Genomic DNA, 25,971 nt, shown 5'->3' with positions numbered 1-25,971 from the left:
CTTACTCACTGCTTGATAAACCCTTTGTAATGGCGTTTTACCAGTTGGCTTTCTAGCTGCTTCATTGTTTCTAAAGCAACGCCGACAACGATTAACATACTCGTTCCACCAATCTGTGCAGATGGGGGAAGATTTCCCAGTTTCGTAAAGATAACTGGTAAGATTGCAATCGCTGCTAGGAAAATTGATCCTACAAAGGTCAAACGATACAAGATTTTTGTTAGATATTGTTCCGTATTCTTACCCGGACGAATACCTGGAACATATCCACCTTGTTTGTTTAGATTCTCTGACATTTGCTCTGGATTAACCTGAACAAACGCATAGAAATATGTGAAGGCTACAATGAGCGCAACATATATGATCATTCCCACTGGGTGAGAATAGTTAAAGTTTGCAATGATCCACTGCGATACATCATGATTCGGGAAGAACTGTGCAATAGTTGGAGGCGTAATTAAGAATGAAACAGCAAAAATGACTGGAATAACACCCGCACTATTTACCTTAAGCGGTAAATGTGTGTTTTGTGCTCCAGCATGATTCCCATTTCCTCCTGTTACACGCTTCGCATATTGAATTGGGATCTTTCTAACAGCCTGTTGAATGAAAATAACACCAACAATAACTGCTAGCACAGCTAGTAAGATCAATGCAACTTTAACGATACTCATGAACAATTGATCTCCGATATTTTGAAACTGTTGTTGATACACTTGAGATATAACACTTGGGATCGCTGCGGCAATACCGCCAAAGATAAGGATGGAAATACCATTACCTACACCTTTAGCTGTAATCTGTTCACCTAACCACATTAAAAATGCAGTACCAGCAGTCAGTACCGTAGCAATGTATAAATAAGTGCTCCAACCAGGATTCAAAATTAATTGCCCACCTACCATACCGTTAAAACCGATTGACATACCAAACCCCTGAATGAACGCAAGAACAATTGTAAAGTAACGCGTGAATTGCGTTAGTTTACGACGGCCCATTTCACCTTGCTTCGACCATTCCGAAAATTTAGGAACAACATCCATCTGCAATAATTGCACGATGATGGATGCTGTAATATACGGCATGATTCCCATCGCGAAGATGGAGAAGTTTTTCAAGGCGCCACCGCCAAATGTATTTAGGATACCTAAGGCATTTAATTGATCTTGTGCTTTCAGTACGTCTCCATTTGTAAATGGCACTGGGATAAACGTGCCAATCCTGAATACGACTAACATCGCTAAAGTGAATAATATTTTACGTCTTATCTCAGCAACGCGCATAAAGTTGGAGATTGTACGAAACATTAGATCACCTCAACTGATCCGCCAGCTGCTTCAATTGCTTCTTTAGCACTTGAAGAGAACTTGTGCGCTTTAACAGTTAATTTTTTCTCTACTGCTCCGCTTGCAAGAATTTTAACACCGTCGTTTAACTTGCTGATAACGCCAGTTTCCAGCAATAATTCAGGTGTTACTTCTGTACCATCTTCAAAACGATTTAACGTTGATAAGTTTACAATAGTAAACTCTTTACGGTTAATGTTTGTGAAGCCGCGTTTTGGTAAACGACGGAATAATGGAGTTTGACCACCTTCGAAGCCAAGACGAACACCGCCGCCAGAACGTGCGTTTTGTCCTTTATGACCTTTACCAGCAGTTTTACCGTTACCAGAACCGATACCACGACCGACACGGTTACGTACTTTACGAGAACCTTCTGCAGGTTTTAATTCATGAAGTTTCATTCCCAGGCACCTCCTTATATTAATGAGTTATCCTTAAGCTTCTTTTACAGTTATAAGGTGAGAAACTTTGTTGATCATACCAAGAATAGCAGGAGTTTCTTCCTTAACTACAGTTGAATTCAACTTTTTAAGACCTAAAGCTTCTACCGTCGCACGTTGATCTTGTGGACGACCAATTACACTACGAGTGAGGGTAATTTCTAACTTTTTCGCCATTTGTTTTCCCTCCTTAACCTAGTAGCTCTTCTACAGATTTACCGCGTAATTTTGCAACATCTTCAGCGCGCTTAAGTTCGCTTAATCCGTTCACAGTAGCGCGAATCATGTTGATTGGTGTGTTAGAACCAAGAGATTTCGAAAGAATATCTTGTACACCAGCTAATTCAAGTACCGCACGAACAGGTCCACCAGCAATAACACCAGTACCTTCAGCAGCAGGTTTTAAGAATACTTCACCAGCTCCAAAGTGACCGTTGATTGTGTGTGGAATTGTTGTACCAACTAATGGTACAGCGATTAAGTTTTTCTTAGCGTCTTCGATAGCTTTGCGAATTGCGTCTGGTACCTCTTGTGCTTTACCAGTACCGAATCCAACATGACCGTTTTTATCGCCAACTACAACTAGTGCAGCAAAGCGGAAACGACGACCACCCTTAACAACTTTCGCGACACGATTTATCGTAACTACACGTTCTTCAAGTTCTAATTTACTTGGGTCAATGCGATGCATCAATTTTCCCTCCTTTGACCATTAAAATTGTAATCCAGCCTCACGAGCAGCTTCAGCTAGAGCTTTAACACGGCCATGGTATAAATAACCACCGCGATCGAATACTACTTCTTTAACGCCTTTCTCTACAGCACGCTTAGCAACTGATTCTCCAACTTTCGTAGCAGCTTCAGTATTGCTAGTACCGTTAAGAGCAAGGTCTTTATCAAGAGTAGATGCACTTACTAACGTTACACCATTTACATCATCAATAACTTGAGCGTAAATATGTTGGTTAGAACGGAACACGTTTAAACGTGGACGTTCTGCAGTACCAGTAAGCTTAGCACGTACACGTGCATGTCTTTTCTTACGAGTCGCATTTTTATCAGCTTTAGTGATCATTCTTGTCACTCCTTTCTCTCACCTAACGGGTTTACTTAGCAGTTTTACCTTCTTTACGACGAACAACTTCGCCTTCGTAACGAATACCTTTACCTTTATATGGCTCAGGAGCACGTACAGCACGGATGTTAGCAGCAAATTCGCCAACACGTTGCTTGTCGATACCTTTGATTACGATTTTAGTTGGTGCAGGTACTTCAACTTCAAGACCTGCTTCCGGAGTCATTTCTACTGGATGAGAATAACCTACGCTTAAAACAAGTTTATCTCCTTGTTTTTGAGCACGGTAACCAACACCGACTAATTCAAGTCCGCGTGCGAAACCTGCAGTTACACCTTCAACCATGTTTCCGATTAAAGCACGAGTTGTACCGTGTAATGCACGGTGTTCCTTCTGTTCAGATGGACGCTCAACTGTTAGTGTATTTTCTTCAATTTTGATAGACATATCAGCATTGAATTTACGAGTTAATTCACCTTTAGGGCCTTTTACTGTTACAGTATTGTCTTCTGCAATTGTAATAGTAACACCTGCAGGGATTTCAAGAATCTTTTTACCAATACGAGACATGTGGTCACACCTCCGTTCGTTTTAAATATATATTACCAAACGTATGCTACTACTTCTCCACCAGTTTGTAATTGACGAGCGTCTTTGTCTGTCATTACTCCCTTAGATGTAGAAACAAGAGCGATACCTAATCCGTTAAGTACACGTGGTACTTCATCAGCTTTAGCGTAAACGCGTAAGCCAGGTTTACTGATACGTTTTAATCCAGTGATTACACGTTCATTGTTTGCACCATATTTCAGGAAAATACGAAGGATACCTTGTTTGTTATCCTCGATGTATTCTACATCACGAATGAAACCTTCACGTTTTAAAAGTTCAGCGATCTCTTTTTTGATTTTAGAAGCAGGAACCTCTAATTTCTCATGACGTACCATGTTCGCATTACGGATGCGAGTAAGCATGTCTGCAATTGGATCTGTCATCACCATGTGTTTTACCTCCTTCCCATTTGTGGGTTTTACCAACTAGCTTTTTTAACACCAGGAATTTGACCTTTATATGCAAGTTCACGGAAACAAATACGGCAAAGCTTAAATTTGCGGTATACAGAATGCGGACGACCGCAGCGTTCGCAACGTGTATACTCTTGTACTTTAAACTTAGGAGTACGCTTTTGTTTCGCTATCATAGATTTTTTAGCCACGTTTTCGCCTCCTCTACTTAGCGTTGGCTTCCATTATTTTTGGAATGGCATACCGAATTGTGTTAAAAGTTCACGAGCTTCTTCATCAGTTTTCGCTGTAGTAACGATTACGATGTCCATACCGCGGACTTTGCTTACTTTATCATAATCGATCTCAGGGAAGATAAGTTGCTCTTTAACACCTAATGTGTAGTTCCCACGACCATCAAATGATTTCTTAGAAACACCACGGAAATCACGTACACGTGGTAAAGAAACTGATACTAATTTGTCGAAGAACTCATACATGTGCTCGCCGCGTAAAGTTACTTTCGCACCGATTGGCATACCTTCACGAAGACGGAAACCAGCGATTGATTTTTTAGCACGAGTTACAACAGGCTTTTGACCTGCGATTTGTGTTAATTCTTCTACTGCATTGTCTAAAGCTTTTGAGTTAGATACCGCGTCACCAACACCAGTGTTGATTACGATCTTTTCGATTTTCGGTACTTCCATCACAGATTTATAGTTAAACTTGCTCACTAGAGCAGGAGTAATTTCCTTTTGGAACTTCTCTTTAAGGCGATTCAATGAAGTGACCTCCTTTCTTAAGAAAATTATTTATCTAATAATTCACCAGATTTTTTTGCAATACGAACTTTTTTACCATCTTCTACTTTGAAGCCTACGCGAGTAGGTTCACCTGTTTTCGGATCTAAAATCATAACGTTAGAAACGTGAATAGGTGCTTCTTTAGTAATAATTCCACCTTGTGGATTTAATTGAGATGGCTTAGAGTGTTTTTTAACGATGTTAACACCCTCAACGATAACACGGTTTTGCTTTGGGAAAGCCACAAGGATAACGCCTTGTTTTCCTTTGTCTTTTCCAGTGATTACCTGTACTTTATCACCTTTTTTTACATGCATCTTAATTCTGCACCTCCTTAGCAAGGCAATACCTTAAATTATAGAACTTCTGGAGCTAAAGAAACGATCTTCATGAAGTTGCTATCACGTAATTCACGAGCTACTGGTCCGAAGATACGAGTACCACGTGGGCTCTTATCGTCTTTAATGATAACCGCTGCGTTTTCATCAAATTTGATATAAGAACCGTCCGGACGACGAGCTCCGCTCTTCGTACGTACTACTACTGCTTTAACAACGTCACCTTTTTTAACAACGCCACCTGGTGTTGCTTGTTTTACCGTAGCAACGATAATATCACCAATGTTAGCATATTTACGACCAGAGCCGCCTAATACTTTAATTGTTAAAAGTTCACGTGCACCAGAGTTGTCAGCAACTTTCAAACGAGATTCTTGTTGGATCATGTTATGAAACCTCCCTTCGGACTAAAAATTCCGATTCGTCTATTTAGATAATAACCGCTTCTTCAACGATTTCAACTAAACGGAAACGCTTAGTAGCAGAAAGCGGGCGAGTTTCCATGATTTTAACGATATCGCCAAGTTTCGCTTGGTTTTGCTCATCATGGGCTTTGTACTTTTTAGAATACTTAACACGTTTTCCGTACAAGGAATGAGTTTTGTAAGTTTCAACTAAAACTGTAATCGTTTTGTCCATTTTATCAGACACAACACGACCAGTATAAACTTTGCGTTGGTTACGTTCGCTCACTATGCAAACCTCCCCTCAATTTATCGATTAATTCCGATCTCTCTTTCACGAACTACAGTTTTCATACGAGCAATCGCTTTACGCACTTCACGGATGCGAGTTGGATTCTCTAATTGTCCTGTAGCAAGTTGGAAGCGAAGATTGAATAATTCTTCCTTTAAAGCTTTAACTTTTGTTTCGATTTCGGCAGTGGTTAGTTCACGAATATCATTAGTTTTCATTAGATTCACCACCATTTTCTTCACGTTTTACGAATTTACATTTCACAGGTAACTTGTGAGCTGCAAGACGTAATGCTTCGCGTGCTACCTCTTCAGATACACCCGCGATTTCAAACATAATTTTCCCAGGTTTTACTACTGCTACCCAGCCTTCTGGTGCCCCTTTACCGGAACCCATACGTACTTCTAGAGGTTTTGCAGTGTAAGGTTTAGAAGGGAAAATTTTAATCCATACTTTACCGCCACGTTTCATGTAACGAGTCATTGCACGACGAGCAGCTTCGATTTGACGGTTTGTAATCCATGAAGCAGCTTGTGCTTGTAAACCGAATTCACCGAAAGCAATTTCAGTTCCACCTTTTGCACGACCACGCATTTTACCACGATGCTCTCTACGATATTTTACGCGTTTTGGCATTAACATATTATTTTCCTCCTTCCTCAGAAGCTTTCTTTTTTGTAGGAAGGACTTCTCCACGGTAGATCCATACTTTTACGCCTAATTTACCGTATGTTGTATCAGCTTCAACTGCTGCATAGTCAATATCAGCGCGAAGTGTATGAAGTGGAACAGTTCCTTCACTGTAAGATTCTGCACGAGCGATATCAGCTCCGCCAAGACGACCAGAAACCTGTGTTTTAATACCTTTAGCACCTGCACGCATAGCACGTTGAATAACTTGCTTTTGTGCACGACGGAATGATACACGGTTTTCTAATTGACGAGCGATGTTTTCGCCTACTAATTTAGCGTTAAGATCAGCTCTCTTAACTTCTAAAATATTGATGTGTACACGCTTGCCTGTTAATTGGTTAAGAGCTTTACGAAGTGCTTCAACTTCTGTACCACCTTTACCAATTACCATACCAGGTTTTGCAGTGTGAATTGTAACATTTACACGATTTGCTGCACGTTCGATTTCTACTTTAGCAACAGCAGAATCTTTTAAGCGTACAGTAATGTACTCACGGATTTTGATGTCTTCATGTAATAATGTAGCGTAATCTTTCTCAGCGAACCAACGAGATTCCCAGTCACGGATAACACCGACACGAAGACCAATTGGATTAACCTTCTGACCCATCGATTATCCCTCCTTCTTTTCTGATACCACAACTGTGATGTGGCTTGTGCGTTTGTTAATTTGGCTTGCACGACCCATTGCACGTGGACGGAAACGTTTCAACGTTGGACCTTCGTCAACGAAAACTTTTTCAACAACTAAGTTGTTAATATCCATCTCATAATTGTGCTCTGCATTTGCGATTGCAGATTTTAAAACTTTTTCTACAACTGGAGAAGCAGTTTTTGGTGTGTGGTTAAGGATAGCAATCGCTTCACCCACTTGCTTACCTCGGATTAAGTCTACTACTAAACGAACTTTACGAGGAGCAATACGAACTGTTCTCGCTACTGCTTTAGCTTGCATTGAAGTGCCTCCTCTCATTATCTTCTAGTTTTCTTATCGTCAGCAAGGTGACCTTTATACGTACGAGTTGGTGCGAATTCACCTAACTTATGGCCAACCATATCCTCAGTGATGTACACAGGTACGTGTTTACGACCATCATATACAGCGATTGTGTGTCCGATGAACTGAGGGAAGATAGTTGAACGGCGAGACCAAGTTTTAACAACTTGTTTTTGCTCAGATGCAACTAATTTTTCCATTTTGCTCATTAAGTGATCATCGACAAATGGTCCTTTTTTTAAGCTACGAGCCATTTTGGTGCCTCCCTTCGTGATTGGCGTACGGTTCTTGAAACGAACCGTACTACAATCCCATTATTTTTTACGACGACGAACGATAAATTTATCAGACGCTTTGTTTTTCTTACGAGTCTTGAATCCAAGAGTTGGTTTACCCCATGGAGACATTGGAGACTTACGTCCGATTGGAGAGCGTCCTTCACCACCACCGTGTGGGTGATCAACCGGGTTCATTACAGAACCACGAACTGTTGGGCGCTTACCTAACCAGCGAGAGCGACCTGCTTTACCGATTTTGATAAGTTCGTGTTGTTCGTTACCAACTTGACCGATTGAAGCGCGACAAGCAGATAATACAAGACGTACTTCACCAGAAGTTAAACGTACAAGTACGTATTTTCCTTCTTTACCAAGTACTTGAGCAGATGTACCAGCAGAACGAACTAATTGTCCGCCACGACCAGGTTTAAGCTCGATGTTATGAACAACAGTACCTACTGGAATGTTGATTAATGGTAATGCGTTACCGATTTTAATGTCAGCTTCAGGGCCAGACATAACTTCCATACCTACTTCTAAAGTTTTAGGAGCAAGAATGTAACGTTTTTCACCGTCAACGTAGTTAATTAATGCGATATTCGCAGAGCGGTTTGGATCGTATTCGATCGTAGCAACGCGTCCTGGAATTCCATCTTTGTTACGCTTAAAGTCGATGATACGGTATTGACGCTTATGTCCGCCACCTTGATGACGTACAGTAATTTTACCTTGGTTATTACGACCAGCCTTTTTGCTTAAAGGAGCAAGTAAAGACTTTTCCGGTCTGTCAGTCGTGATTTCAGCGAAATCATTCGTAGTCATGTTACGACGACCGTTAGTAGTTGGATTATACTTTTTAATTCCCATCTCAATTTCCCTCCTTCTTTAGTAAGAATTAAACGCCTTGGAAGATTTCGATTTCTTTGCTGTCAGCAGTTAGCTTAACGATTGCTTTACGACGACGGCTAGTAAAACCAGCGTGACGACCAACACGTTTTGCTTTCGGCTTGTAGTTCATGATGTTTACTTTGTCTACATTAACACCAAAGATCGCTTCGATAGCGTCTTTAACCTCTGTTTTATTAGATTTAACGTCCACGTCGAACGTGTATTTTTTTTCAGCCATCATTTCCATAGAACGTTCAGTGATAACTGGGCGCTTAATGATATCACGAGGATCTCTCATTATGCAAGCACCTCCTCTACTTTTTCCACTGCCGCTTTTGTCATGATTAGCTTATCATGATGAAGCACATCTAGCACATTTACGCCATCAGCAGTGATTACTGTTACTCCAGGGATATTGCGAGCAGATAACTCTACAGATTCGTTTGCATCAGCAGTTACGATAAGAGCTTTCTTCTCAACAGTTAATCCTTTAAGTACTGCTACCATGTCTTTTGTTTTTGGTGCATTTAACACTAGGTCTTCAAGAACTACAATGTTGTTCTCAACTACTTTAGTAGCTAATGCAGATTTGATCGCTAAACGACGAACTTTCTTAGGAAGTTTGTACGCATAGCTTCTTGGTGTAGGTCCGAATACCGTACCACCACCACGCCATTGAGGAGAGCGGATAGAACCTTGACGAGCACGTCCAGTTCCTTTTTGACGCCATGGTTTACGACCACCACCGCGAACTTCAGAGCGAGTTTTTACTTTGTGTGTACCTTGACGTAAAGATGCACGTTGCATCATTACAGCTTCGAAAAGTACAGCTTCATTTGGTTCGATACCGAAAATAGCTTCAGCTAATTCGATTTCACCAACCTGTGAACCAGTTTGGTTATATACAGTAACTTTTGGCATTGGAATTCCTCCTTCCTATTGTGAATTATTTGCTAACCTTCACAGCGCCTTGAACAACTACAAGAGATTTCTTAGCACCTGGAACGTTACCTTTTACTAGTAATAAGTTGCGCTCAGTGTCAACTTGAACGATTTCTAAGTTTTGGATAGTAACTTGGTCTCCACCCATACGTCCAGCAAGTTTTTTACCTTTGAATACACGGTTCGGAGCAACTGGCCCCATTGAACCTGGACGACGGTGATAGCGAGAACCATGAGACATAGGTCCGCGAGATTGTCCGTGGCGTTTGATAACACCTTGGAAACCTTTACCTTTAGAAATTCCTGTTACGTCAACGATTTCACCTGCAGCGAAAACTTCAACTTTTACCTCTTGACCAACCTCTAATCCGTCCACGTCTGCATCGCGGATTTCGCGAATGAAGCGCTTAGGAGTTGTAGATGCTTTAGCAGTGTGGCCTTGTTCAGGTTTGTTAGTTAACTTTTCACGTTTGTCTTCAAATCCTAACTGAATTGCGTTGTAGCCATCAGTTTCAGTTGTTTTCTTTTGAAGAACAACGTTTGGATTAGCAGCGATTACCGTTACTGGGATTAACTCACCGTTCTCAGCAAATACTTGAGTCATACCGATCTTTCTTCCTAAGATTCCTTTGGTCATGAGTTACACCTCCTACATTTTTAAGTTATATAATTTATAGTTTGATTTCGATATCTACACCAGACGGTAAGTCTAAACGCATTAATGAATCTACTGTTTGTGGAGTAGGACTCACGATATCGATTAAACGTTTGTGTGTGCGCATTTCGAATTGCTCACGAGAATCTTTGTACTTATGAACAGCACGAAGAATTGTGTAAATAGTCTTCTCAGTTGGTAATGGGATCGGACCAGAAACTGTTGCCCCAGAACGCTTAGCTGTTTCTACAATTTTCTCAGCTGATTGATCAAGAATACGGTGATCATAAGCTTTTAAACGGATACGAATTTTTTCTTTTGCCATTATTTTCCCTCCTTCGTTCGCCTATTTCTAAAATAGACCTTCTCCATGGAAATTTCCCCACACCATGCCATGGCAAAGCGGCCGGGTGTGTCAGCAACCTTCCACTTCATCGCAGTCAAAGACCAACATTGTCTATTATACAATGTTATTCGTCTAGATGCAAGCATCTTTTTGTTTGCATCTGCTTTTCTCTACTTTTGCTATTATACATGGCACTTTAAAGAATTTCAAGTTTTCATCTCACAGAATTCATTTTACAGTTTCTGGATTTCGGTTTTATTGATTTTGTATTACTATAGAAGAAACTCGTCAAAATATAAAAATATCATTTCATTCATTATATAAATACAAACAAAAAACCCAAGGGAAAATCCCTTGGGTTTTTTTATATCAGTTAAGATTACTCAACGATAGTAGCAACTACACCGTAACCTACTGTACGTCCACCTTCACGAATAGAGAATTTAGTTCCCTCTTCGATAGCGATTGGAGCGATAAGTTCGATAGTCATTTCGATGTTGTCACCAGGCATTACCATTTCAGTACCTTCTGGTAATTGGATGATACCAGTTACGTCAGTTGTACGGAAGTAGAACTGAGGACGGTAGTTAGCGAAGAATGGAGTATGACGTCCACCTTCTTCTTTAGATAATACGAAAACTTCAGCTTTGAATTTAGCGTGTGCTTTTACAGAGCCAGTTTTAGCAAGAACTTGTCCACGTTGGATGTCTTCACGAGCAACCCCACGAAGAAGAGCACCGATGTTGTCTCCAGCTTGAGCTTGGTCAAGAAGCTTACGGAACATTTCTACACCAGTTACAGTTGTAGAAGCATTCTCTTCAGCAAGACCGATAATTTCTACTACGTCACCAACTTTAACGATTCCGCGCTCTACACGACCAGTTGCAACTGTACCACGACCTGTGATAGAGAATACATCCTCGATAGGCATTAAGAATGGTTTGTCAGTTTCACGTTCTGGAGTTGGGATGTAAGCATCAACTTCAGTCATTAATTCGATGATTTTTTCTTCCCACTCAGCTTCTCCTTGAAGAGCTTTAAGAGCAGAACCTTTGATTACAGGAATATCGTCGCCTGGGAATCCGTATTCAGATAATAGGTCGCGAACTTCCATTTCTACTAATTCTAATAATTCTTCGTCGTCTACCATGTCGCATTTGTTTAAGAATACAACGATGTAAGGAACACCTACTTGACGAGAAAGAAGGATGTGCTCACGTGTTTGAGGCATTGGGCCATCAGCAGCAGATACTACTAAGATACCGCCGTCCATTTGAGCAGCACCAGTGATCATGTTTTTAACATAGTCAGCGTGACCTGGGCAGTCAACGTGTGCATAGTGACGAGTTTCAGTTTCGTACTCAACGTGTGCAGTTGAGATTGTGATTCCGCGCTCTCTTTCTTCTGGAGCAGCGTCGATTTGATCGTATCCGCGTGCTTCAGCACCACCAGCTTTTGCAAGAACTGTAGTGATCGCAGCAGTTAATGTAGTTTTACCATGGTCAACGTGGCCGATTGTACCGATGTTAACATGGGGTTTAGAACGTTCGAATTTAGCTTTAGCCATTCTAAATTCCTCCTTAGTTTATATGGGTTATTTTATATTTAGACTAGAAAGTGAAACTTACGTCCCACTTTCTAAGCTTACATAAGTAGTTATACTTGAACAATCGATAAAAATCAATTATTCACCTTTATTTTTTTTAATAATTTCTTCAGAAACAGACTTCGGTACTTCTTCATAATGATCAAATGTCATTGAGAATGTTCCGCGTCCTTGAGTGTTAGAACGTAATGCCGTTGCATAACCGAACATTTCAGAAAGTGGAACCATAGCGCGAACAACTTGAGCGTTACCGCGAGCTTCCATACCTTCTACACGTCCACGACGAGATGTTACGTCGCCCATAATGTCACCCATGTACTCTTCAGGAATTACAACTTCAACTTTCATCATTGGCTCAAGAATTACTGGGCTACATTTAGAAACCGCAGCTTTAAGTGCCATAGATGCAGCGATTTTGAACGCCATCTCAGATGAATCGACATCATGGTAAGAACCGTCAACTAACGCAGCTTTAATGTCAACTAGTGGATAACCAGCTAGTACACCATTTTTAAGTGAGTCTTCAAGACCCGCTCCAACAGCTGGGATGTATTCACGTGGAACTACACCACCGACGATTTTGTTTTGGAATTCAAAACCTTTACCTTCTTCATTAGGTTCAAACTCAATCCAAACGTGACCGAATTGTCCACGACCACCAGATTGACGAGCGAACTTACCTTCAACTTTCGCAGCAGCGCGGAAAGTCTCACGGTATGCTACCTGAGGAGCACCAACGTTTGCTTCCACTTTGAATTCACGACGCATACGGTCAACGATGATATCAAGGTGAAGTTCACCCATACCAGCGATGATTGTTTGGCCAGTTTCTTGGTCAGTGTGAGCACGGAATGTTGGATCTTCTTCAGAAAGCTTAGATAATGCTGTACCCATTTTATCTTGGTCAGCTTTAGATTTTGGTTCGATAGCTACAGAGATAACTGGCTCTGGGAATTCCATAGACTCAAGGATAACAAGACTCTTCTCATCACAAAGAGTATCACCAGTAGTAGTATCTTTTAAACCTACAGCAGCAGCGATATCACCAGCGTAAACTGTTGAAATCTCTTCACGGCTGTTAGCGTGCATTTGTAGGATACGACCTACACGCTCACGCTTACCTTTAGTTGAGTTTTTCACGTATGATCCAGAGTTTAACACACCAGAGTACACACGGAAGAACGTTAACTTACCAACATAAGGGTCAGTCATGATTTTGAATGCTAAAGCTGCGAATGGTTCTTCATCGCTAGACTTACGTTCGATTTCTTCCTCTGTATCCGGAAGAGTACCTTTGATAGCTGGTACATCTAATGGAGACGGTAGGTAGTCGATAACTGCGTCTAACAGAATTTGAACACCTTTGTTTTTGAATGCAGAACCACAGATTACTGGGAAGAATTCTACAGAAGTTGTAGCCTTACGGATACCAGCTTTAAGCTCTTCTATAGTGATTTCTTCACCTTCTAGGTACTTCATCATCATTTCTTCATCAAGCTCAGCTACCGCTTCAATAAGTTTTCCACGGTATTCTGCAGCTAATTCTTTGTGCTCTTCAGGAATTTCGACACGCTCGATGTCTGTTCCTAAATCGTTACCGTACATGTAAGCACACTCTTCAACAAGGTCAATGATACCATTGAACTCGTCTTCAGCACCGATTGGTAACTGAATTGGATGTGCGTTTGCTTGTAAACGATCGTGGATTGTTCCTACAGAGTATAAGAAATCTGCACCGATCTTATCCATTTTGTTAACGAATACGATACGAGGTACACCGTAAGTAGTAGCCTGACGCCAAACAGTTTCTGTTTGTGGTTCTACACCAGATTGTGCATCAAGTACTGCTACCGCACCATCAAGTACGCGTAAAGAACGTTCTACTTCTACTGTGAAGTCTACGTGTCCTGGAGTGTCAATGATGTTTACACGGTGACCTTTCCATTGAGCTGTAGTTGCAGCAGAAGTAATTGTGATACCACGCTCTTGCTCTTGCTCCATCCAGTCCATCTGAGATGCACCTTCATGAGTTTCACCGATTTTATGAATACGTCCTGTGTAATACAGAATACGCTCAGTTGCTGTTGTTTTACCAGCATCGATGTGAGCCATGATACCAATATTACGAGTGTTTTCTAAAGAGAACTCTCTAGTCATTTGGTGTCTTGCTCCTTCCATATATGGATTGGATTATTTTATTTTAAGTAGCAAAAAAGCCACTTTATATTGTTACATATGCCAGTGTCTTGTACCCTCATTATGTAAAACGAGCGCCCAACGAAAGGGAGAGGCATTCTCCCTCTCCACACTTCCATAAGCGACAAATAAAGCGGTTTATGCTTACATTTATTTTACGTTGAATCCTACCAACGGTAATGAGCAAATGCTTTGTTAGCTTCTGCCATTTTATGAGTGTCTTCACGTTTCTTAACAGATGCACCAGCATTGTTAGCTGCATCTAAGATTTCGTAAGCTAGACGCTCTTCCATAGTTTTTTCACCACGAAGACGAGCATAGTTTACTAACCAGCGAAGACCTAAAGTTGTACGGCGTTCTGGACGAACCTCAACTGGAACTTGGTAGTTAGCACCACCAACACGACGAGCGCGTACTTCAAGAACAGGCATGATGTTCTTAAGAGCTTGCTCGAATACTTCCATTGGTTCTTTATCTGAACGTTCACGAACGATATCGAAAGCGTTATAAAGAATTGTTTGAGATTTACCTTTTTTACCGTCAACCATCATTTTGTTGATTAGGCGTGTTACTAGTTTCGAATTGTACATTGGATCTGGTAACACGTCACGTTTCGCAACAGGTCCTTTACGAGGCATATTGAGTTCCTCCTTTCATTATAAGTTTATTATTTTTTAGCAGGTTTTGGTCGCTTAGTACCATATTTAGAACGTCCTTGCATACGTTTGTCAACACCAGCTGTATCAAGCGCTCCACGAACGATGTGGTAACGTACCCCTGGTAAATCCTTTACTCGACCACCGCGAATTAATACTACGCTATGCTCTTGTAGGTTATGACCGATACCTGGGATGTAAGCTGTAACTTCAATACCGTTTGTTAAACGTACACGAGCGTATTTACGTAACGCTGAGTTAGGTTTCTTTGGAGTCATTGTACCAACACGAGTACATACACCACGTTTTTGAGGTGCAGAGATATCAGTTGATTTTTTCTTTAAAGAGTTAAAACCTTTGTTTAACGCAGGTGATTTAGATTTCCATACTTTATCAGTACGACCATTTCTCACTAATTGGTTAATAGTAGGCATTTGATTATCCTCCCTTCGCATGTTTGTATGACCACATATCCAGGTGGTTCATTATTAGTTGAAAACAAAGTTTTTGCAAGGAAGAGCAAATGCTCTCTCCTCACAAAAACAGTTTTAACTTATTATTCCTATTGCTGAAGCTCCCACTTGAATCCCCGAAACTTTTCCAAGCTTACGAACTGATTCAACTTTGGTTATGGGTATGTTATGTTGCAAGGCGGTACGAATGATAACATGGGTTAACCGCACGTCAGCATCTTCCGCAATAACAACTTCTTTAACTATACCATTTTTGATTGCTTCCAATGTTCGTTTATGACCAACGACTACATTTTCAGCATTTGACACTTTTTGATAAGACATATAAATATCCTCCAAAGCATCGTTCAGGAGCAACCTTGATTATAGTAACATTTTGACTCATACAATGTCAACTAGGATTAGATGTTTTTATACAAAATTTACGACGGAAAATTTTACTGTTCCACATAAATCTCATCGTTTTCTACATTCATGTCATCTTGTGTTGTTTTTACAAGATCCACTTTGCGATAACGATTCATACCTGTTCCAGCAGGAACAAGTTTACCGATAATAACGTTCTCTTTCAATCCTAGAAGCTCATCACGTTTACCTTTAATTGCTGCATCAGTTAAGACACGAGTTGTTTCTTGGAATGATGCTGCAGATAAGAATGAATCAGTTTCAAGTGAAGCTTTTGTAATACCAAGTAAAACAGGTCTAGCTGTCGCTGGCTGTTTACCTTTTAGTAACACCTTCGCATTCGCATCAGTAAACTGATGGATATCTAGTAATGTTCCTGGTAATACATCTGTTTCACCCGCATCACTTACACGAACTTTACGTAGCATTTGACGTACCATTACTTCTACGTGTTTGTCACCAATTTCTACCCCTTGCATACGGTATACTTTTTGAACTTCACGTAATAGGTATTCTTGAACTGCCGTAATGTCCGTTACTTTTAGTAATTCTTTCGGATCAATAGAACCTTCTGTTAACTCTTTACCGTGGCTAATTGGCTGTCCTAGAATTACTTTCAGACGAGCACCGTAAGGAATAGCATACGTACGAGCTTCAACCTCACCCTGTACAACTACTTCTTGACGATCTTTAACATCGTTGATCGCTGCGATAACACCGTCGATTTCACTGATAACTGCCTGACCTTTCGGATTACGAGCTTCAAAGATCTCTTGGATACGAGGTAAACCTTGTGTGATATCATCTCCGGCAACCCCACCTGTATGGAACGTACGCATCGTTAACTGTGTACCTGGCTCACCGATAGATTGAGCTGCGATAATACCTACCGCTTCTCCTACTTCTACGTCTGTACCAGTTGCTAAGTTACGACCGTAACACTTCTTACATACACCATGGCGAGTATTACACGTAAACGCTGAACGAATGTTTACAGTTTCGACACCCGAATTTTCAACAATATGAGCGATATCTTCAGTAATCAATTGATTTTCAGCAACTAATACTTCACCTGTTTCAGGATGTTTTACAGTTTTTCTTGCAAAACGTCCAACAAGACGATCATATAATGACTCAATTACTTCATTACCCTCTTTAATCGCACCGATTAGTAAACCGCGATCTGTTCCACAATCATCTTCACGAACAATTACATCTTGTGCAACGTCTACAAGACGACGTGTTAAGTAACCAGAATCGGCAGTCTTAAGTGCTGTATCGGCAAGACCTTTACGAGCACCATGCGTAGAGATGAAGTACTCAAGTACTGTTAAACCTTCACGGAAACTTGATTTGATCGGAAGTTCAATGATACGACCAGATGGATTGGCCATCAGACCACGCATACCAGCAAGCTGAGTAAAGTTAGATGCGTTACCACGGGCACCGGAATCACTCATCATGAAGATTGGGTTGCGTTTATTCAAGGACTTCATCAGTTTTCCTTGGATAACATCTTTTGCATTACTCCAAATAGAGATAACGCGATCGTAACGTTCTTCTTCCGTGATTAAACCGCGACGGAATTGTTTAATTACATTATCTACTTTTGCTTGTGCTTCGTGGAGAATTTCATCTTTTTCACCTAATACAAGAATGTCAGATACCCCAACTGTAATACCAGCTTTTGTAGAGTATTTAAATCCTAAGTTCTTCATACGGTCAAGCATGCGAGACGTCTCTGTAATCTTGAAACGCTTGAATACTTCCGCAATGATGTTACCAAGGATCTTCTTGCTAAATGGCGCCACTTCTTCGCGACTAGCAATAATTTCTTTAATGTTCGCACCTTTTTCAACGAAATATTCCGCTGGTGTTTCTTTTTCAAGGTTTGAATTTGTTGGTTCATTAATATAAGGGAACGACTCTGGTAAGATTTCGTTAAATATTAATTTACCAACTGTTGTTAATAGAAGCATACTCTTTTGCTCTTCAGTAAACGTTACATTATTTACTGAACTTGCAGCAACTGCAACACGTGTGTGCAGATGTACATATCCGTTTTGGTATGCAAGTATTGCTTCGTTTGCATCTTTGAAGACCATACCTTCACCGATTGCACCTTCACGCTCAAGCGTTAAGTAGTAGTTACCTAATACCATATCCTGAGATGGAGTAACAACTGGTTTTCCGTCTTTTGGATTCAAGATGTTTTGTGCTGCTAACATAAGAATACGAGCTTCTGCTTGTGCTTCTGATGATAACGGAACGTGAACCGCCATTTGGTCACCGTCAAAGTCCGCGTTGTATGCAGTACATACAAGTGGGTGAAGACGGATTGCACGACCTTCTACTAGTGTAGGTTCAAACGCCTGGATACCAAGACGGTGAAGTGTTGGTGCGCGGTTTAGAAGTACTGGATGTTCTTTGATCACAGATTCTAAAACGTCCCAAACTTCAGGTTGTACACGCTCGATTTTACGTTTCGCACTCTTAATGTTGTGTGCTAATCCTTTTTCCACTAACTCTTTCATAACAAAAGGTTTGAACAGTTCAAGTGCCATTTCTTTCGGTAATCCACATTGGTACATCTTTAAGTTCGGTCCTACAACGATTACAGAACGGCCAGAGTAGTCAACACGTTTACCTAATAAGTTTTGACGGAAACGTCCTTGTTTACCTTTAAGCATGTGAGATAGTGATTTTAATGGACGGTTACCTGGTCCAGTAACTGGACGGCCACGGCGACCATTATCGATTAATGCGTCTACAGCTTCTTGTAACATACGTTTTTCGTTTTGAACGATGATGCTTGGTGCACCTAAGTCCAATAGACGTTTTAAACGGTTGTTACGGTTAATTACACGACGGTATAAGTCGTTTAAATCAGAAGTAGCAAAACGTCCACCATCCAACTGTACCATTGGGCGTAGTTCCGGTGGGATAACTGGAAGAACATCTAGGATCATCCAAGATGGGTGATTTCCAGAGTTACGGAATGCTTCTAATACTTCTAGACGTTTAATAGCACGAGTACGTCGTTGTCCTTGTGCTGTTTTTAATTCTTCTTTTAAGAAGTCTACTTCTTTATCTAAATCGATGTCTTGTAATAGCTTTTTAATCGCTTCTGCACCCATAGCAGCTTGGAATGTGCTGCCATATCGATCACGATATGCACGGTATTCTTTTTCAGAAAGTAATTGCTTCTTATCAAGTGGTGTATCTCCACTTTCTGTTACAACATAAGAAGCGAAATAAATTACTTCTTCAAGCGCGCGAGGGGACATGTCTAAGACAAGTCCCATGCGGCTCGGGATACCTTTGAAATACCAAATATGAGATACAGGAGCAGCTAATTCGATATGACCCATACGTTCACGACGAACTTTTGCACGCGTTACTTCAACGCCACATCGATCACAAACTACACCTTTATAACGTACACGTTTATATTTTCCGCAATGACATTCCCAGTCCTTTTGTGGTCCGAAAATACGCTCACAGAACAAGCCGTCTTTCTCAGGCTTTAACGTACGATAGTTAATCGTTTCTGGTTTCTTAACTTCACCGTATGACCAAGAACGAATCTTGTCAGGTGAAGCAAGTCCAATCTTCATATATTCAAAGTTATTTACATCTATCAAGGGGCCTACCTCCCTTTTAGTCTACAGGTTATCCCAATTATTCCTTAGTTGTCTCAACTTCGACATTCAATTTATCTGCTGATTGATGATCATCGTCATCTTCCGTATCACGCATTTCAATTTCTGTATCGTCGCTAGACATCATTTTAACGTCCATACCTAAACTTTGCAGTTCTTTAATCAATACTTTGAATGATTCTGGAACGCCTGGTTCTGGAACATTTTCGCCTTTAACAATTGCTTCATACGTCTTAACACGTCCAATAACATCATCAGACTTCACTGTTAAGATTTCTTGAAGAGTATAAGCAGCACCGTAAGCTTCAAGTGCCCAAACCTCCATCTCACCGAAACGCTGTCCACCGAACTGAGCTTTACCTCCAAGAGGTTGCTGCGTTACAAGTGAGTATGGTCCAGTAGAACGAGCATGAAGTTTATCGTCAACCATGTGCGCAAGTTTGATCATATACATGACACCAACAGATACACGGTTATCGAATGGTTCACCAGTACGTCCGTCATACAGGATTGTTTTCGCGTCATTTGCCATACCAGCTTCTTCAATTGTGCCCCATACATCTTCCTCACGAGCACCATCGAATACTGGTGTTGCAATGTGAATACCAAGATATCTTGCTGCCATACCAAGATGAAGCTCTAATACCTGACCGATATTCATACGAGATGGTACCCCTAATGGGTTTAACATGATATCGATTGGCGTACCGTCTGGTAAGTAAGGCATATCTTCTTCTGGTAAAATACGAGAGATAACACCTTTGTTACCGTGACGTCCGGCCATCTTGTCACCTTCAGAAATTTTACGTTTTTGAACGATATATGCACGTACAAGTTGATTCACGCCTGGTGGCAATTCATCGCCATCTTCACGGTTGAATACTTTTACGTCTAAGATAATACCGCCACCACCGTGTGGTACACGTAGTGATGTATCACGTACTTCACGTGCTTTTTCACCGAAGATTGCATGTAATAGACGTTCTTCTGCCGTTAATTCTGTTACACCTTTTGGTGTTACTTTACCAACAAGTAGGTCTCCATCTTTTACTTCAGCACCGACGCGAATAATACCGCGCTCGTCAAGGTTACGAAGTGCATCTTCTCCAACATTCGGGATATCACGTGTAATTTCTTCTGGTCCAAGCTTCGTATCACGAGCTTCTGACTCATATTCTTCAATATGAATAGAAGTGTACACATCATCTTTTACAAGGCGCTCACTCATGATGATCGCATCCTCGTAGTTATAACCGTCCCATGTCATGAAGCCAACAAGCACGTTACGTCCAAGTGCTAATTCGCCTAGTTCCATAGAAGGACCATCCGCAAGGATTTCACCTTTTACAACTTCATTTCCAACACTTACGATTGGACGTTGGTTGTAACAAGTTCCTTGGTTAGAACGAATGAATTTCTGCATTTTGTAGCGATCTAAGTCGCCTTTTACTGTTTGACCGTCAACTTCTACATAACGACGTACCCAAATTTCACGTGCTTCTACGCGCTCAACAACACCAGGGTGTTTACAGATTACTGCAGCACCTGAGTCTTTTGCTGATACGTACTCCATACCTGTACCTACAATCGGAGATTCCGGATTCATTAACGGAACCGCCTGACGTTGCATGTTCGCTCCCATAAGTGCGCGGTTAGAGTCATCGTTTTCTAAGAACGGAATACAAGCTGTCGCTGCCGACACTACTTGTTTTGGAGATACATCCATGTAGTCGATGCGCTCTTTATTTGTGACAATGTTTTCACCACGGAAACGAGCTACGATATCTTCATCAAGGAATTCCCCTTCTTCAGATAATTTCATATTCGCTTGGGCTACAACATAATTATCTTCTTCATCTGCTGTTAAATAATCAACATGCCCTGTTACAAGACCAGTTTCTGGGTCAACACGACGGTATGGTGTTTCGATGAAACCAAACTCATTTACTTTCGCGAACGAAGATAATGAGTTAATCAAACCGATGTTTGGTCCCTCTGGTGTTTCAATTGGACACATACGACCATAGTGAGAGTAGTGAACGTCACGTACTTCAAAGCCTGCGCGCTCACGCGTTAAACCACCGGGTCCTAATGCAGATAGTCTTCGTTTGTGAGTTAACTCTGCTAATGGGTTTGTTTGGTCCATGAACTGAGATAACTGAGAACTTCCGAAGAACTCTTTAATAGATGCAATAACAGGACGAATATTGATTAATGCCTGTGGTGTAATTGCATTTGTATCTTGAATCGACATTCTCTCACGAACAACACGTTCCATACGAGAAAGACCGATACGGAATTGGTTTTGTAATAGTTCTCCTACTGAACGCAGACGACGGTTCCCTAAGTGGTCAATATCATCTGTATCCCCTACTTTGTATAGTAAGTTGAAGAAGTAACTAATAGAAGCCAGAATATCACCTGGTGTGATGTGTTTTACATCGCGAGTAATATTTGCATTCCCAATTACGTTGATAGAACGTTCGCCTTCTGATTCTGGAGCATAAATCTTAATAGATTGCAGCTCAACATCGCCTTCTACCACTCCACCCATTGGTTTCGCTGTTTTGAATCCAATGTTCTTCTCTAAGTAAGGTAAAATGCGATCCAGTGTACGACGATCTAAGATTGTTCCTTCTGCCGCTAAAATTTCACCAGTTTCTGGATCCACTAATGTTTCAGCTAAACGTTGGTTAAACAATCTGTTTTTAATGTGTAGCTTTTTGTTGATCTTATAGCGACCTACATTTGCTAAATCGTAGCGCTTTGGATCAAAGAAACGAGACACAAGTAAGCTCTTTGCATTTTCTACTGTTGGTGGTTCACCAGGACGTAGACGCTCATAAATTTCAAGCAATGCTTTTTCTGTGCTATCTGTGTTGTCTTTTTCTAACGTATTGCTTAAGTATTCGTTATCACCTAAAAGCTCGGTGATTTCTTGATCAGAGCCAAACCCTAATGCGCGTAACAAAACAGTTACAGGAAGTTTACGCGTACGGTCAATACGCACATATACAACATCCTTAGCATCTGTTTCATACTCTAACCAAGCTCCGCGGTTTGGAATTACAGTAGCAGTAAAACCACGTTTTCCGTTTTTATCCACTTTGCCACTATAGTATACGCTTGGAGAGCGAACTAACTGGGAAACGATAACACGTTCTGCACCGTTAATTACGAATGTTCCAGTCTCTGTCATGAGTGGGAAATCTCCCATGAACACATCTTGTTCTTTTACTTCACCAGTTTCCTTGTTGATTAGACGCACTTTTACACGAAGTGGTGCTGCATACGTCACATCACGCTCTTTGCATTCGTCTACAGAGTATTTAGGTTCACCTAAGCTGTAGTCGATAAATTCAAGCGATAGATTTCCCGTAAAGTCTTCGATCGGAGAAATGTCTTGGAACATTTCTCGCAAACCCTCATCAAGAAACCACTGATAAGAAGAGGTTTGAATTTCGATAAGATTTGGTAACTCTAATACTTCACTAATACGGGCATAACTTCTTCGTTGGCGGTGGCGTCCGTATTGAACTAGTTGACCTGTCAACTGCTTCACCCCTCAAATCATGAGTATTATAAATGCACAAAAAAATTTGTGCAAAATCACAAATAAATACAACTACTGCTATTAGCGTAGTTTTTTCTCTTAAAGATAGATACGTTGAGTCTTTCTACCTGCTCAAAAAAGAAAAATGGCTTCTTTAAGAAAACCATCATTCTGTTTCATAATCTGCTGATTTTACTATCTTTTCCAAGAGAAACAAAAATATACATCTTTCTCAACGCAGAAAATCATATATTGGCATTGTATAATGTTAACATAGCCAAAAATAACCGTCAACGCTTTTTTGATTTTATGATATAATATCCTTTTTTCTTTTCTACAACTTCAACTTCAGAAAATACTTCTTCTAGTTTCTTCAGCGCAGATGGTGCACCTTGTTTCTTTTGAATAACAATCCACAATTCTCCACCTGAAACCAAATACTCCACAGCCTTTTCTAAAATCTCGTGCACGACATCTTTACCAGCACGAATTGGAGGGTTAGATAGAATAGCAGCATACTTGCCATCTACATTTTCATAGACGCTACTTTGAAAAATACGTATATTCTCGATTCTGTTATTAGCGGCGTTTTCTTTCGCAAGCCCAAGCGCCCTTTCGTTCACATCCACCATGTGAACGTCGCGACCTTGAAACTCTTTCGCTAACGACAAACCAATAGGACCGTATCCACAACCTACGTCTAATATATCACCTTTAATATCCGGCATTTGAAACGCTTCAATTAAAAGACGAGAACCAAAGTCCACTTCGTTTTTCGAGAACACCCCGTGGTCAGATAAAAAAGTAAATCGAGATTCACGAAGTGTAAATTCCCATCGTTTACGATCACTTTTACTAGAAGGGTCGTTAGAAAAATAATGGTCTGCCATATGGCCACCTCTTTTCTTTACAGTTAAAAAAAAAGCTCGCATGAGAGCGAGCTTTTTTTAAAGCATCAAAAGTTAATTACTTAACTTCTACAGCAGCGCCAACTTCTTCAAGTTTAGCTTTCATTTCTTCAGCTTCCTCTTTAGAAACGCCTTCTTTGATTGCTTTTGGAGTGTTGTCAACTAATTCTTTAGCTTCTTTTAAGCCAAGACCAGTGATTTCACGTACAGCTTTGATAACTTTGATTTTTTGAGCGCCAGCACTTGCAAGTACTACGTCAAATTCAGTTTTCTCAGCAGCAGCTTCACCAGCGCCACCAGCTACAGCTACAGGAGCAGCAGCAGTTACGCCGAATTCTTCCTCGATAGCTTTTACTAAGTCGTTAAGTTCTAATACAGTCATAGATTTAACTGCTTCAATGATTTGTTCTTTAGTCATTGTAAATATCCTCCCTTAAATAGGTTTGTATTGTTTTATAGATAACAAGTAATTATCTTTTAAAAAATTAAGCGCCTTGCTCTTCCTTTTGCTCTGCAACTGCTTTAGTAGCAAGTGCAAGGTTACGGATTGGAGCTTGAAGAACGCTAAGAAGCATAGAAAGTAAGCCTTCACGTGATGGAAGAGTAGCGATAGCTTTAACCTCATCAAGTGTCACAAGTTTACCTTCGATTACGCCCGCTTTAATTTCTAAAGCTTCATGTTTTGTAGCGAAGTCGTTTAATACTTTCGCAGGAGCAACTACATCCTCGTTACTGAACGCGATTGCGTTTGGTCCTGTTAAGAATTCGTTTAACTCAGCCATTTCAGCAGACTCTGCAGCACGACGAGTTAAAGAGTTTTTGTAAACTTTGAACTCAACGCCAGCCTCACGTAAGTTTTTACGTAATTCTGTTACTTCAGAAACTGTTAAACCACGGTAGTCAACAACGATTGTAGATTTACTCTCACGAAGTTTTTCAGCGATTTCAGTTACAACTTGTTGTTTAGTTTCGATTACTTTGCTCATGTTATTACACCTCCTGTAGATTATATAGAAGATGTACCGAAAGTGCACTAAAAACCTCCATGCCCAACTTGTAGACATGGAGGCATATAGTCACAGAAAAAAGATTCCGCTTCGTATATTAACACCTAGGTAGGAAATTAAGTCGAATGACACCTACTGTCTACGGTACACTATTTAAATTCACAACATAAATAATTATATTAAAACTTCTTTATGAAGTCAACTTCCAATTTTTACGCAAGTGTAGAAACGTCTACGCGTACGCCAGGTCCCATTGTAGAAGCAACAGTTGCATTCTTCATGTAAGTACCTTTTGCAGCAGCTGGCTTAGCTTTTTGTAGCGTTTCAGCAATTGTTTTGAAGTTTTCTACTAGTTTAGCATCTTCGAAAGATACTTTACCGATTGGAACGTGGATGTTACCAGCTTTATCAACGCGGTATTCAACTTTACCAGCTTTGATTTCGTTAACAGCTTTAGTTACATCGAAAGTAACTGTTCCAGTTTTAGGGTTTGGCATTAAACCTTTAGGTCCTAATACGCGACCAAGTTTACCAACTTCACCCATCATGTCAGGAGTTGCTACTACTACATCGAAATCGAACCAACCTTGTTGGATTTTACCGATGTAATCAGCATCGCCTACGAATTCAGCGCCAGCAGCTTCAGCTTCTTTTGCTTTTTCGCCTTTAGCGAATACTAATACACGTTGTACTTTACCAGTACCGTGTGGAAGAACAACTGCGCCACGAATTTGTTGGTCAGCTTTCTTAGGGTCAACGCCTAAACGGAATGCAGCTTCTACAGTTGCATCAAATTTAGCTGTGTTTGTTTTCTTTACTAATTCTACTGCTTCTGTTGCAGAGTAAGCAGCTGCACGATCAACAAGCTTCGCAGCTTCTACGTACTTTTTACCTCTTTTAGCCATTTTTATTTCCTCCTCGAATGTGGTTTTAGCGGAATAACCTCCCACGTTTACGCCTTTTTTTCAGGGTTAACCTGAGGATGCGCGCCATCCTTTTA

The 25,971-nt window shown here is 40.7% G+C and carries 33 protein-coding genes and 1 other annotated feature; all 33 genes read right to left on the bottom strand.

Annotated features, from left to right (window positions below; all coding sequences use genetic code 11):
- Positions 1–5: 5 nt before the first annotated feature.
- Positions 6–1,307: a preprotein translocase subunit SecY gene (gene secY / locus JDS80_RS24015; protein ID WP_000490151.1), complete on the bottom strand. Its 1,302-nt coding sequence runs from the start codon at positions 1,305–1,307 to the stop codon at positions 6–8.
- Positions 1,307–1,747 carry a 50S ribosomal protein L15 gene (rplO, locus tag JDS80_RS24010; protein WP_000766083.1) on the bottom strand — a complete coding sequence of 147 codons (441 nt, stop codon included), beginning with the start codon at positions 1,745–1,747 and terminating at the stop codon, positions 1,307–1,309. Before rplO ends, secY begins: the two co-directional genes overlap by 1 nt.
- A gap of 33 nt (positions 1,748–1,780) precedes the next feature.
- Complete coding sequence (rpmD, locus tag JDS80_RS24005) at positions 1,781–1,963, bottom strand: 50S ribosomal protein L30 (protein WP_001085231.1); 183 nt, start codon at positions 1,961–1,963, stop codon at positions 1,781–1,783.
- 13 nt (positions 1,964–1,976) lie between these two features.
- Positions 1,977–2,477, bottom strand: a complete 501-nt coding sequence (gene rpsE, locus JDS80_RS24000) for a 30S ribosomal protein S5 (protein ID WP_000554646.1) — start codon at positions 2,475–2,477, stop codon at positions 1,977–1,979.
- A 21-nt stretch (positions 2,478–2,498) separates the two neighbouring features.
- Positions 2,499–2,861, bottom strand: a complete 363-nt coding sequence (gene rplR, locus JDS80_RS23995) for a 50S ribosomal protein L18 (protein WP_000628818.1) — start codon at positions 2,859–2,861, stop codon at positions 2,499–2,501.
- A gap of 31 nt (positions 2,862–2,892) precedes the next feature.
- Complete coding sequence (rplF, locus tag JDS80_RS23990) at positions 2,893–3,432, bottom strand: 50S ribosomal protein L6 (protein ID WP_000086551.1); 540 nt, start codon at positions 3,430–3,432, stop codon at positions 2,893–2,895.
- Positions 3,433–3,464: 32 nt separating this feature from the next.
- Positions 3,465–3,863, bottom strand: a complete 399-nt coding sequence (rpsH, locus tag JDS80_RS23985; protein WP_000245511.1) for a 30S ribosomal protein S8 — start codon at positions 3,861–3,863, stop codon at positions 3,465–3,467.
- A gap of 29 nt (positions 3,864–3,892) precedes the next feature.
- Positions 3,893–4,078: a 30S ribosomal protein S14 gene (gene rpsN / locus JDS80_RS23980; protein ID WP_001085700.1), complete on the bottom strand. Its 186-nt coding sequence runs from the start codon at positions 4,076–4,078 to the stop codon at positions 3,893–3,895.
- A gap of 33 nt (positions 4,079–4,111) precedes the next feature.
- Positions 4,112–4,651 carry a 50S ribosomal protein L5 gene (gene rplE, locus JDS80_RS23975; protein WP_071747340.1) on the bottom strand — a complete coding sequence of 180 codons (540 nt, stop codon included), beginning with the start codon at positions 4,649–4,651 and terminating at the stop codon, positions 4,112–4,114.
- Positions 4,652–4,677: 26 nt separating this feature from the next.
- Positions 4,678–4,989 carry a 50S ribosomal protein L24 gene (rplX, locus tag JDS80_RS23970; protein WP_000558200.1) on the bottom strand — a complete coding sequence of 104 codons (312 nt, stop codon included), beginning with the start codon at positions 4,987–4,989 and terminating at the stop codon, positions 4,678–4,680.
- Positions 4,990–5,027: 38 nt separating this feature from the next.
- The gene (gene rplN / locus JDS80_RS23965) at positions 5,028–5,396 is read right to left on the bottom strand and encodes a 50S ribosomal protein L14 (protein ID WP_000615912.1); all 369 of its coding nucleotides are present in this window, start codon (positions 5,394–5,396) and stop codon (positions 5,028–5,030) included.
- 43 nt (positions 5,397–5,439) lie between these two features.
- Positions 5,440–5,703 (bottom strand): 30S ribosomal protein S17, encoded by a 264-nt coding sequence (rpsQ, locus tag JDS80_RS23960; protein ID WP_000004106.1) that lies wholly within the window; start codon positions 5,701–5,703, stop codon positions 5,440–5,442.
- Between the two features lie 20 nt (positions 5,704–5,723).
- Complete coding sequence (gene rpmC / locus JDS80_RS23955; RefSeq protein ID WP_000855718.1) at positions 5,724–5,924, bottom strand: 50S ribosomal protein L29; 201 nt, start codon at positions 5,922–5,924, stop codon at positions 5,724–5,726.
- Positions 5,914–6,348, bottom strand: a complete 435-nt coding sequence (gene rplP / locus JDS80_RS23950) for a 50S ribosomal protein L16 (protein WP_000928969.1) — start codon at positions 6,346–6,348, stop codon at positions 5,914–5,916. Before rplP ends, rpmC begins: the two co-directional genes overlap by 11 nt.
- Before the next feature lies 1 nt (position 6,349).
- Positions 6,350–7,009, bottom strand: a complete 660-nt coding sequence (rpsC, locus tag JDS80_RS23945; protein WP_000529958.1) for a 30S ribosomal protein S3 — start codon at positions 7,007–7,009, stop codon at positions 6,350–6,352.
- A 3-nt stretch (positions 7,010–7,012) separates the two neighbouring features.
- Complete coding sequence (gene rplV, locus JDS80_RS23940; RefSeq protein ID WP_001148024.1) at positions 7,013–7,354, bottom strand: 50S ribosomal protein L22; 342 nt, start codon at positions 7,352–7,354, stop codon at positions 7,013–7,015.
- Between the two features lie 17 nt (positions 7,355–7,371).
- Complete coding sequence (rpsS, locus tag JDS80_RS23935; RefSeq protein ID WP_000124454.1) at positions 7,372–7,650, bottom strand: 30S ribosomal protein S19; 279 nt, start codon at positions 7,648–7,650, stop codon at positions 7,372–7,374.
- 60 nt (positions 7,651–7,710) lie between these two features.
- Entirely contained in the window at positions 7,711–8,541 is an 831-nt protein-coding gene (gene rplB / locus JDS80_RS23930; protein ID WP_000511584.1) for a 50S ribosomal protein L2, read from the bottom strand.
- Positions 8,542–8,569: 28 nt separating this feature from the next.
- A complete protein-coding gene (rplW, locus tag JDS80_RS23925; RefSeq protein ID WP_001205557.1) occupies positions 8,570–8,860 on the bottom strand; it encodes a 50S ribosomal protein L23 in 291 nt (96 codons plus the stop codon).
- Entirely contained in the window at positions 8,860–9,483 is a 624-nt protein-coding gene (gene rplD / locus JDS80_RS23920; protein ID WP_001127261.1) for a 50S ribosomal protein L4, read from the bottom strand. Before rplD ends, rplW begins: the two co-directional genes overlap by 1 nt.
- 25 nt (positions 9,484–9,508) lie before the next feature.
- Positions 9,509–10,141, bottom strand: a complete 633-nt coding sequence (gene rplC / locus JDS80_RS23915) for a 50S ribosomal protein L3 (protein WP_000160209.1) — start codon at positions 10,139–10,141, stop codon at positions 9,509–9,511.
- 34 nt (positions 10,142–10,175) lie between these two features.
- A complete protein-coding gene (rpsJ, locus tag JDS80_RS23910) occupies positions 10,176–10,484 on the bottom strand; it encodes a 30S ribosomal protein S10 (protein WP_001040595.1) in 309 nt (102 codons plus the stop codon).
- 400 nt (positions 10,485–10,884) lie between these two features.
- Positions 10,885–12,072, bottom strand: coding sequence for an elongation factor Tu (gene tuf, locus JDS80_RS23905; protein ID WP_048374300.1), 1,188 nt, complete (start codon positions 12,070–12,072; stop codon positions 10,885–10,887).
- Positions 12,073–12,189: 117 nt separating this feature from the next.
- Positions 12,190–14,268, bottom strand: coding sequence for an elongation factor G (fusA, locus tag JDS80_RS23900; RefSeq protein ID WP_000196380.1), 2,079 nt, complete (start codon positions 14,266–14,268; stop codon positions 12,190–12,192).
- Between the two features lie 206 nt (positions 14,269–14,474).
- Positions 14,475–14,945, bottom strand: a complete 471-nt coding sequence (gene rpsG / locus JDS80_RS23895) for a 30S ribosomal protein S7 (protein WP_001137492.1) — start codon at positions 14,943–14,945, stop codon at positions 14,475–14,477.
- 29 nt (positions 14,946–14,974) lie between these two features.
- Positions 14,975–15,397, bottom strand: coding sequence for a 30S ribosomal protein S12 (gene rpsL, locus JDS80_RS23890; RefSeq protein ID WP_001142341.1), 423 nt, complete (start codon positions 15,395–15,397; stop codon positions 14,975–14,977).
- Between the two features lie 114 nt (positions 15,398–15,511).
- Positions 15,512–15,760 carry a 50S ribosomal protein L7ae-like protein gene (locus JDS80_RS23885; RefSeq protein ID WP_000121833.1) on the bottom strand — a complete coding sequence of 83 codons (249 nt, stop codon included), beginning with the start codon at positions 15,758–15,760 and terminating at the stop codon, positions 15,512–15,514.
- Between the two features lie 113 nt (positions 15,761–15,873).
- Positions 15,874–19,485, bottom strand: coding sequence for a DNA-directed RNA polymerase subunit beta' (rpoC, locus tag JDS80_RS23880; protein ID WP_000567946.1), 3,612 nt, complete (start codon positions 19,483–19,485; stop codon positions 15,874–15,876).
- A 37-nt stretch (positions 19,486–19,522) separates the two neighbouring features.
- Positions 19,523–23,056, bottom strand: coding sequence for a DNA-directed RNA polymerase subunit beta (rpoB, locus tag JDS80_RS23875; RefSeq protein WP_071747341.1), 3,534 nt, complete (start codon positions 23,054–23,056; stop codon positions 19,523–19,525).
- A 290-nt stretch (positions 23,057–23,346) separates the two neighbouring features.
- Positions 23,347–23,946, bottom strand: coding sequence for a class I SAM-dependent methyltransferase (locus JDS80_RS23870; RefSeq protein WP_071747342.1), 600 nt, complete (start codon positions 23,944–23,946; stop codon positions 23,347–23,349).
- Between the two features lie 76 nt (positions 23,947–24,022).
- A complete protein-coding gene (gene rplL / locus JDS80_RS23865) occupies positions 24,023–24,382 on the bottom strand; it encodes a 50S ribosomal protein L7/L12 (RefSeq protein WP_000159737.1) in 360 nt (119 codons plus the stop codon).
- 67 nt (positions 24,383–24,449) lie between these two features.
- Complete coding sequence (rplJ, locus tag JDS80_RS23860) at positions 24,450–24,950, bottom strand: 50S ribosomal protein L10 (RefSeq protein ID WP_000048724.1); 501 nt, start codon at positions 24,948–24,950, stop codon at positions 24,450–24,452.
- Positions 24,951–24,989: 39 nt separating this feature from the next.
- Positions 24,990–25,134: a sequence feature (ribosomal protein L10 leader region), on the bottom strand.
- Positions 25,135–25,183: 49 nt separating this feature from the next.
- Positions 25,184–25,876, bottom strand: a complete 693-nt coding sequence (gene rplA, locus JDS80_RS23855) for a 50S ribosomal protein L1 (RefSeq protein ID WP_199640150.1) — start codon at positions 25,874–25,876, stop codon at positions 25,184–25,186.
- Positions 25,877–25,971: the final 95 nt, after the last annotated feature.

Source organism: Bacillus cereus group sp. N8, assembly GCF_016483685.1.
In the GTDB taxonomy this organism is placed as follows: Bacteria; Bacillota; Bacilli; order Bacillales; family Bacillaceae_G; genus Bacillus_A; species Bacillus_A proteolyticus.
The sequence above is the reverse complement of the archived record's forward strand: the minus strand, read 5'-3'. Positions and strand labels throughout refer to the sequence as shown.